The organism is Streptomyces sp. NPDC058469, from assembly GCF_042721125.1.
Classification (GTDB): domain Bacteria; phylum Actinomycetota; class Actinomycetes; order Streptomycetales; family Streptomycetaceae; genus Streptomyces.
In genome coordinates this window covers 37066-46436 of sequence record NZ_JBHXME010000079.1, presented here as the reverse complement: position 1 = coordinate 46436, position 9371 = coordinate 37066, and the positions used below count along the sequence as shown (strand labels likewise).

At 71.3% G+C, this 9371-nt stretch carries 5 protein-coding genes and 1 riboswitch; all 5 genes read right to left on the bottom strand.

Features of this window, described 5'->3' with window-relative positions; translation table 11 throughout:
• Nucleotides 1–86 precede the first annotated feature (86 nt).
• The 5 genes from metE to lysA all read right to left on the bottom strand — a co-directional run bounded on the left by metE (nucleotide 87) and on the right by lysA (nucleotide 9369).
• Nucleotides 87–2405 carry a 5-methyltetrahydropteroyltriglutamate--homocysteine S-methyltransferase gene (metE, locus tag ACFWP5_RS29455; protein WP_384162929.1) on the bottom strand — a complete coding sequence of 773 codons (2319 nt, stop codon included), beginning with the start codon at nucleotides 2403–2405 and terminating at the stop codon, nucleotides 87–89.
• Between the two features lie 147 nt (nucleotides 2406–2552).
• Nucleotides 2553–2782, bottom strand: a riboswitch (cobalamin riboswitch).
• Between the two features lie 147 nt (nucleotides 2783–2929).
• The gene (gene meaB, locus ACFWP5_RS29450) at nucleotides 2930–3913 is read right to left on the bottom strand and encodes a methylmalonyl Co-A mutase-associated GTPase MeaB (protein WP_384162926.1); all 984 of its coding nucleotides are present in this window, start codon (nucleotides 3911–3913) and stop codon (nucleotides 2930–2932) included.
• On the bottom strand, nucleotides 3910–6096 hold the full coding sequence (gene scpA / locus ACFWP5_RS29445; RefSeq protein ID WP_384162923.1) for a methylmalonyl-CoA mutase: 2187 nt from the start codon (nucleotides 6094–6096) through the stop codon (nucleotides 3910–3912). The genes meaB and scpA overlap by 4 nt, the downstream gene beginning before the upstream one ends.
• Nucleotides 6096–7901 carry a methylmalonyl-CoA mutase family protein gene (locus ACFWP5_RS29440; RefSeq protein ID WP_384162920.1) on the bottom strand — a complete coding sequence of 602 codons (1806 nt, stop codon included), beginning with the start codon at nucleotides 7899–7901 and terminating at the stop codon, nucleotides 6096–6098. Before ACFWP5_RS29440 ends, scpA begins: the two co-directional genes overlap by 1 nt.
• Before the next feature lie 115 nt (nucleotides 7902–8016).
• Complete coding sequence (lysA, locus tag ACFWP5_RS29435) at nucleotides 8017–9369, bottom strand: diaminopimelate decarboxylase (protein ID WP_384162917.1); 1353 nt, start codon at nucleotides 9367–9369, stop codon at nucleotides 8017–8019.
• Nucleotides 9370–9371: the final 2 nt, after the last annotated feature.

Below are 9371 nucleotides of genomic sequence, written 5' to 3'. Positions count from 1 at the left end.
GACTGCGCGTGAAGCAGCGGATCGCCCCGGACGGCAACGTGACCGGCTACTCCGTGGCCCTCCCGGCCGCCCCCACCGCCGTCGGCTCAGGAACCGGCCAGCTCCTCGCGGACCGTGCGGGCCGCGGCGACCAGGTTCTCCAGGGACGCGCGGGTCTCGGGCCAGCCGCGGGTCTTCAGGCCGCAGTCCGGGTTGACCCACAGCCGCTCCGGCGGGATGGCCTCAAGTCCCTTGCGCAGCAGGGCCGCTGCCTCGGCCGTGCTCGGTACGCGCGGGGAGTGGATGTCGTAGACACCCGGTCCCGCCTCGCGCGGATAGCCGTGCTCGGCCAGTTCGCTCGCGACCTGCATGTGCGAGCGGGCCGCCTCCAGGCTGATGACGTCCGCGTCGAGGTCGTCGATGGCCTGCACGATGTCGCCGAACTCGGCGTAGCACATATGGGTGTGGACCTGCGTCTCCGGCCGCACCCCGCCGGTGGTGAGCCGGAACGCCTCCGTGGCCCACGCGAGATAGGCGGGGTGGTCGGCGGCCCGCAGCGGCAGGGTCTCGCGCAGTGCGGGTTCGTCGACCTGGATGACCGAAGTCCCGGCGGCCTCAAGGTCGTTGACCTCGTCGCGCAGGGCGAGAGCGACCTGCCGGGCGGTGTCGCCGAGCGGCAGGTCGTCGCGGACGAAGGACCAGGCGAGCATGGTGACCGGTCCGGTGAGCATGCCCTTGACCGGACGGCCGGTGAGCGACTGGGCGTACGCCGTCCAGCGCACCGTCATCGGTTCCGGGCGGGAGATGTCGCCGGCCAGGATCGGCGGACGGACGTAACGGGTGCCGTAGGACTGGACCCAGCCGTGCTGCGTGGCGAGGTAGCCCGTCAGTTGCTCGGCGAAGTACTGGACCATGTCGTTGCGTTCGGGCTCGCCGTGCACGAGGACGTCAAGGCCGGTCTTCTCCTGGAACGAGATCACCTCCTGGATCTCGGCCTTGACGCGCTCCTCGTAACCGGCCGTGTCGATCCGTCGCGCCCTCAAGTCGGCCCGCGCGGTGCGCAGTTCGGCGGTCTGCGGGAACGAGCCGATCGTGGTCGTGGGCAGCGTCGGCAGCCCGAGACGCGTGCGCTGTGCCGTGGTCCGTTCGTCGTACGGCTGGGAGCGGCGGGCGTCGGCGTCCGTGACCGCGGCGGCCCGAGCCCGTACGGCGGGGTCGCGGGTGAGCGCCGAACCGGCGCGGGAGGCCAAGTCGGCGCGGTTGGCGGCGAGTTCGGCGGCGATCGTGTCGGCGCCCTGGGCCAGGCCCTTGGCGAGCGTGACGATCTCGCTCGTCTTCTGCCGCGCGAACGCGAGCCAGCGCAGGATCTGCGGCTCGATGTCCCGCTCGGCGGATGCGTCGAGCGGCACATGGAGGAGCGAGCAGGAGGCGGCCACGTCGACCCGGTCGGCCAGCCCGAGCAACGTGCCCAGTATGGCAAGGGACTTGGTGAGATCGTTGACCCAGACGTTACGGCCGTTGACCACGCCCGCGACCAGCCGCTTGCCGGGCAGCCCGCCCACCGCGGCGAGGGCGTCCAGGTTGGCGGCTGCGGACTCGGTGAAGTCGAGCGCGAGGCCCTCCACCGGAGCCTTCGCGAGGACGAGCAGTGCCTCGCCGAGCCGGTCGAAGTAGGAGGCGACCAGGAGCTTCGGCCGGTCGGTGAGGCCTCCGAGGTCACGGTATGCGCGTGCGGCGGCGTTCAGTTCGGCCGGGGTGCGGTCCTGGACCAGGGCGGGCTCGTCGAGCTGCACCCACTCCGCGCCCGCCGCCCGCAGGTCGGCGAGGACCTCGGCGTACACGGGCAGCAGCCGGTCCAGCAGGGTCAGCGGATCGAAGCCCGCCGCAACTCCCGGTGCGGGCTTGGCGAGCAGGAGGTAGGTGACCGGGCCGACCAGGACGGGACGGGCGGTCAGGCCCAGGGCGAGGGCCTCCTTCAACTCCGCCACCTGCTTGGTGGAGTCGGTGGTGAAGACGGTGTCCGGGCCCAACTCGGGCACCAGATAGTGGTAGTTGGTGTCAAACCACTTCGTCATCTCCAGCGGCGCCACGTCCTGGGTGCCGCGCGCCATCGCGAAGTACCCGTCCAGCGCGTCGAGTTCGACGGCGGCGCGGTGTCGTTCGGGGATCGCGCCGACCATGACGCTGGTGTCCAGGACGTGGTCGTAGTACGAGAAGTCGCCGGTGGGCACTTCGTGGATGCCGGCCTCGGCCAGCTGCTGCCAGTTGGTGCGGCGCAGTTCGGCGGCGGTGGTCCGGAGGGCGTCGGCGTCGACGCGGCCCTTCCAGTAGCCCTCGATGGCCTTCTTCAGTTCCCGGCCCCGGCCCTGACGGGGGTAGCCGTACACGGTGGCCCGTGCTGCCGCGGCTGCGGACTTCGCTGTCACGGAAATCTCCTTCGCGAGATATCTCCCTGGATCCCGGCGGGACGTGAGCGCGAAGGTGCGACGAATCGGGCGGACGCACGGTGAACTGTGCCCGCCGATATGTGCGCCGACCCGCCCACGAGGTCACCGGGATTCCGCGCGCGAATGCTTCGCGTGCGGGCAGGTGGCAGGTCTTCGGACTTGCGGGCACGGCCTCTTTTTTTAACCGGAGGCCACCTACTGGCCGTCGCTTCCCAGGTCCTTTTCTCCGGGCCCAGTGCGTATGACGGCGGTCGTTCCCGCTTACCGCTGCGGGGCAGTCCCGGAATTTCACCGGGTTCCCTCTTGCGACGCGTTCCGTCTGGCTGACGGGGCGAACCAGCTGCGCCGCCAGCCTAAAGGGTGGGGGGTGGTTGCGTCGATTTTTGTCTGCCGGCCCGGTGGGGGCTGGTCGCGCCCACGCGGCTGAGCCGCAAATCGATACAGCCCCGCGCCCCTGAAAACAAGGTGGACACAGTCGGCCCTGATCCAAGTGCGGAGCCGAGTCAGCTTGGGCCGGTGCCGAACGCTCTCAGGATTTGTTCGGCCGCCAGTGTTGCCGTCAACTCGCCCTCGCGTACCTGGCGTTCGAGGTCCGGAGTCAGCGCACGTACCGTCGGATCCGAGTGCAGCCTGCCCAGGAGTTCATCGCGGACCATCGTCCACGTCCAGTCCACCTGCTGCTCGCTGCGCTTTGCGGCAAGGCGGCCCGTGGAGTCCAGCAGCGACCGGTGCTGTTCCAGGCGCTCCCAGACCGTGTCCAGGCCGGTGCCCTCGCGGGCGCTGCAGCTCAGTACCGGTGGGGTCCAGGCCGCGTCGGCGGGGTGCATCAGGCGCAGCGCGCCTGCCAACTCCCGTGCCGCGCCCCGCGCGTCGCGCTCGTGCGGGCCGTCCGCCTTGTTGACGGCGATGACGTCCGCCAGCTCCAGGACGCCCTTCTTGATGCCCTGCAACTGGTCGCCGGTGCGGGCGAGGGTCAGGAGAAGGAAGGAGTCGACCATGTTCGCTACGGCGGTCTCCGACTGGCCGACGCCGACCGTCTCGACGAGGACGACGTCGTAGCCCGCCGCCTCCATCACCACGATCGACTCGCGGGTCGCCTTCGCGACGCCGCCGAGTGTGCCCGCGGTGGGGGAGGGGCGGACGAAGGCCGCCGGGTCGACGGCCAGGCGTTCCATGCGGGTCTTGTCGCCGAGGATCGATCCGCCCGTGCGGCTCGACGACGGGTCCACGGCGAGCACCGCGACCCGGAAGCCGAGCGAGGTGAGCAGCGTGCCGAACGCGTCGATGAACGTCGACTTGCCGACACCGGGCACACCGCTGATGCCGATCCGCCGGGCCTGGCCGCTGTGCGGAAGTAGTTCGGTCAGCAACTCCTGTGCCATGACCCGGTGTTGGGGTTTGGTCGACTCGACGAGCGTGATGGCGCGGGCCACCAGCGCCCGCTTGCCGTCGAGTACGCCCTTCACATAGGTGTCGACCTCGATCACGGGGTGTGCCCGAGGTCGGTGGCCAGCCGCTTCACCAGGTCGTGGGCCGCGTCCGGGATCACCGTCCCGGGCGGGAACACGGCCGCCGCGCCCATCTCCAGGAGCGTGGGCACGTCCTGCGGCGGGATCACCCCGCCCACCACGATCATGATGTCCTCGCGGCCCTCCTCGGCGAGGGACTCCTTCAACGCCGGTACGAGGGTGAGGTGTCCGGCGGCGAGGGACGAGACCCCGACGATGTGCACGTCCGCCTCTACGGCCTGGCGGGCCACCTCGCCGGGGGTCTGGAACAGCGGGCCGACGTCGACGTCGAAGCCGAGGTCGGCGAAGGCGGTGGCGATCACCTTCTGACCGCGGTCGTGGCCGTCCTGGCCCATCTTGGCGACCAGGATGCGGGGGCGGCGGCCCTCGGACTCCTCGAACTCGGCCACGAGGGTGCGGGTGCGCTCGACGGACGGGGACTCGCCGGCTTCGGTGCGGTACACACCGGAGATCGTACGGATCTGGCTCGCGTGCCGCCCGTACACCTTCTCCAGCGCGTCGGAGATCTCGCCGACCGTCGCCTTCGCGCGGGCCGCGTTCACCGCCAGCTCCAGGAGGTTTCCGGTGCCTTCGGCCGCGCGGGTCAGGGCGTGGAGTGAGTCCTGGCAGACCTGTTCGTCGCGCTCCGCGCGCAACCGCCGTAGTTTCTCGATCTGTTGGGTGCGTACGGAGGAGTTGTCGACCTTGAGGACGTCGATCTGCTCGTCGGTCTCCACGCGGTACTTGTTGACGCCGATGACCGGCTGGCGTCCGGAGTCGATGCGGGCCTGGGTGCGGGCCGCGGCCTCCTCGATGCGCAGCTTGGGGATGCCCGCGTCGATGGCCTTGGCCATACCGCCCGCGGCCTCGACCTCCTCGATGTGCTGCCAGGCGCGGCGCGCGAGGTCGTACGTCAGCTTCTCGACGTACGCGCTGCCGCCCCACGGGTCGATCACGCGGGTCGTGCCGGACTCCTGCTGGATCAGGAGCTGGGTGTTTCGGGCGATGCGCGCGGAGAAGTCGGTGGGCAGGGCGAGGGCCTCGTCGAGGGCGTTGGTGTGCAGCGACTGGGTGTGGCCCTGGGTCGCCGCCATCGCCTCGACGCATGTGCGCGTCACGTTGTTGAAGACGTCCTGCGCGGTCAGCGACCAGCCCGAGGTCTGCGAATGGGTGCGCAGGGAGAGGGACTTGGCGTTCTGCGGGTCGAACTGTTTGACCAGCCTGGCCCAGAGCAGCCGGGCCGCGCGCATCTTCGCGATCTCCATGAAGAAGTTCATGCCGATCGCCCAGAAGAAGGAGAGCCGGGGCGCGAACGCGTCCACGTCCATCCCCGCCTCCCGGCCCGCCCGGATGTACTCCACCCCGTCGGCGAGGGTGTACGCCAGCTCCAAGTCGGCCGTCGCGCCCGCCTCTTGGATGTGGTAGCCGGAGATGGAGATGGAGTTGTAGCGGGGCATCCGCTGCGAGGTGTAGGCGAAGATGTCGGAGATGATCCGCATCGACGGCTTCGGCGGATAGATGTAGGTGTTGCGGACCATGAACTCCTTGAGGATGTCGTTCTGGATGGTCCCGGCCAACTTCTCTGGCGGCACGCCCTGTTCCTCCGCCGCCACGATGTAGAGCGCCAGTACCGGCAGCACGGCGCCGTTCATCGTCATCGACACGGTCATCTTGTCCAGCGGGATGCCGTCGAAGAGCTGCCGCATGTCGTAGATCGAGTCGATCGCCACGCCCGCCATGCCGACGTCACCGGTCACGCGCGGGTGGTCGCTGTCGTAACCCCGGTGCGTGGGCAGGTCGAAGGCGACCGACAGGCCCTTCTGACCGGCCGCGAGATTGCGCCGGTAGAAGGCGTTGGACTCCTCGGCCGTGGAGAAGCCCGCGTACTGGCGGATCGTCCAGGGCTGGTTGACGTACATCGTCGGGTACGGGCCGCGCAGATACGGCGCGATGCCCGGGTAGGTGGCCAGGAAGTCCAGGCCCTCCAAGTCCTGCCCGGTGTACAGGGGTTTGACCGCGATGCCCTCCGGGGTCTCCCAGAGGAGGTCGTCGCCGCCGGCCGCCTTCTTGACGGCGTCGCGCCACTCGTCGGCACCGGCGTCGGCGGCCGGGGCCCCCAGCTCGATCCCGGAGAAGTCGGGGATGCGCCCCATCGCTGCCATCAGGACACTCCCATGCGGTCGAGGGTGGCGGAGAGCACGGCTACGGCGTCGCAGCCCGCGAAGACATACGCGTCGACACCTGAGTACTGCCCGGGACGGCCCGCGAGGAACACGTGCCGGGCACCGGCCGACCTCAACTCCCCGGCGATCTCGGCCGCTTGCTCCTCGTACAGCGCGTCGCTGGAGCACAGGCAGGCCTCGGTGGCCCCGCTGTCCGCGAACCCGCCCTCGGTGACGGGCTCGATGCCGCCCGCCTGGAACAGGTTCGACGCGAAGGCGAGGCGTGCGGTGTGCGCGGCGGCCGGGCCGAGCGCGGCCAGGAAGACGCGCGGCCGGGAGCCGGTCGCCGCGAGGTGGGCGTCGGAGCGGGCGCGGAGTTCTTCGTAGGCCTCGTCGCGGCGCACGCGCGGCAGCCCGCCGGAGGGGACCGCGGGGGCGGGTGCGCGCTCCGGGAGGCGCTCGGCGAGGTTGGGGAACTCGCTGACGCCGGTGATGGGTTCGCGGCGCTTGGCGAGTTTCGCGCTGCGGGCCGCCCAGGTCGCGGCGAGGTCCTCGCGGAGGCGGCCGGATCGCAAGACCTCTGCCTGGCCGCCCTGTTGCTCGATGTGCTGGAAGAACTCCCAGCCCGCGTGGGCGAGTTCGTCCGTGAGCTGCTCCACATACCAGGAGCCGCCCGCCGGGTCGATCACCCGGGACAGATGCGACTCCTCGACCAGGATCGTCGAGGTGTTGCGGGCGATCCGGCGCGCGAACGCGTCCGACAGACCGAGCGCGTGGTCGAAGGGCAGCACGGTGACGGACTCGGCGCCGCCCACCCCGGCGGCCAGCGTCGCTACCGTCGTGCGCAGCATGTTCACCCACGGGTCGCGGCGGGACATCATCACCGGCGAGGTCACCGCGTGCTGCACCTGCCCGCCCGGCGCCCCGCACACCTCGGCCACCCGCGCCCACAGCCTGCGCGCCGCGCGCAACTTGGCGATGGTGAGGAACTGGTCGGCGGTGGCCGCGTACCTGAACTCCAGCTGGCCGACGGCCTGTTCGACGCTCAGCCCCGCCTCGGTCAGCTCACGCAGATAGGCGACACCGGTCGCCAGCGACGCGCCCAACTCCTGCGCCGCCGAACCGCCGGCCTCGTGGTACGGCAGCGCGTCCACCGTCAGCGCGCGCAGCCCCGGGTGCTCCTCGGCGCAGCGCCGGGCGAGCGCGGCGACGGGCGCGAAGGCGAAGCCCTCGTCCCCGGTGCGGGCCGCGAAGCCCAGCGGGTCGGCGCCGAGGTTGCCGCGGGCGGCATCGCGCGCGACACCCCGCTCCTCGTACAGCCGTAGCAACTCGCCTGCCGCGGGCTCGACTTCGCTTCCCGCGTCGAGGACGACGGGCGCCAGGTCGAGATAGACGCCGTCGAGGGTGCTGCCGAGGGACGCGACCGGGATGCCGCGCTCGCCCACGACGAGCCACAGCGAGGTGACGCCGTTCTCCAGGTCCCCGAGGACCGCGGTGCCGTCCGCGGTCGTGTGCCGCTGGCGTACGTCCCAGCCGCCGAGGGTGTTGCCCTCGGCGCGGCCACCCCGTACGAAGGGGGCGAAACCGGGGAGGCCGGGATCGGGCGCGGAGTCGTCCGCGGTGTACAGGGGACGGGCGCGGAGTCCGTCCTCCAGCGAGGTGGACAGGGCGTCTTCCGCTGCGGCGCCCGAGACTTCCTTGCCCGACTTGCGCAGTACGCCTTCCACCAGGCGTTGCCACTGCTCATGGGTCGCGTCAGGGAACTCGGCGGCCAGCGAGAGCCCGTCGTCGGGCAGGACCGTCATGCTCGGATGCTAGGGCAAATGTGCAGGTGAGCAGCAGAGGACGTGGCTGTGACCTTGACCTCTCCGTGCGGTCTAGACCAGTTCCTCGACCCCCTCCTGCCCTCCCTGCCAGGGGCTACAGCCCGATGTCCCTGCGGTTCATGTCGTCCAGGGACTCGCGGCGGACGAGCACGCGCGCGATCCCGTCGGCCACCGCGACGACCGGCGGACGGCCGACGAGGTTGTAACCGGACGCCATGGACAGGTGATATGCGCCGGCCGCCGGTACGGCGAGGAGGTCACCGGGGCGTACGTCGCCGGGGAGCGCCACCTCGTCCGCGAGGATGTCGCCCGCCTCGCAGTGCCGGCCCACGACGGTGACCAGCCGGGGTGGCGCGGTGGCGGGGCGGCCGATGAGCCGGGGTGCGTAGCGCACGCCGTAGAGCGCGGGCCTGGGGTTGTCGCTCATGCCGCCGTCGACCGCGACGAACGTGCGGTCGCCGGTGCGCTTCACTGCGAGCACCCGATACACAGCCACCCCGGCGGGGCCGACGATGGCCCGGCCCGGTTCGAGGGTGAGCCGGGGCACGGGCAGCCCGGTGCGGGCGCAGCCGTCTTCGAGCTCGGCGCGGACCCGGCCGGCGAGGACGGAGATGTCGAGTCGTTCCTCGCCGGGGCGGTAGGCGATGGCGTGACCGCCGCCGAGGTCCAACTGCGGGAGGGTGACGCCGTGTTGGTCGCGGATGCGGGCCAACAGCCCGACCATGCGCCGCACTGCGGCGACGTACGGCTTCGTGGTGGCGATCTGCGAGCCGATGTGGCAGTGCAGGCCCACGAGTTCGAGGTGCGACTGGTCGAGGATCCGGGTCACGGCGTGCTGCGCGGAGCCGTCGGTGATCGACAGGCCGAACTTCTGGTCGTCGGTGCCGGTGCGCACCTTGACGTGGGCGCCGGCCGCGACGCCGGGCACCACCCGCACCATCACCTTCTGGCGGCTGTCGGCGGGCGTGATCGCGGCCAGCCGGGCGATCTCCGAGGTGCTGTCGACGACGATCCGGCCGACCCCGAGGCGGAGCGCGGTGCGCAGGTCGTCGGGGCTCTTGGCGTTGCCGTGCAGCACGATGCGCTCCGGCGGGAAGCCGGTGGAGACGGCGAGCGCGAGTTCGCCCGCCGAGCAGACGTCGAGGCCGAGCCCCTCCTCCCGCACCCAGTGGGCCATCGCCCGGCACAGGAACGCCTTGGCCGCGTAGACGACATCGGCGTCCGGGAACGCCGTGCGGTACGTACGGCAGCGGTCGCGGATCTCCTGCTCGTCGAGGACGTAGACAGGGGTGCCGAACCGGTCGGCGGCCTCGGCGAGCGGGACACCGCCGACGGTGAGGTCGCCGGCGGGGGAGGGGCGGGTGGAGCGGGGCCAGACGGAGAGGCTGTCGGCGTCGTCCGCCGAGAGCTGGGGCAGGACGTGCAGCGGGGCGTCCAGGATGGACATGG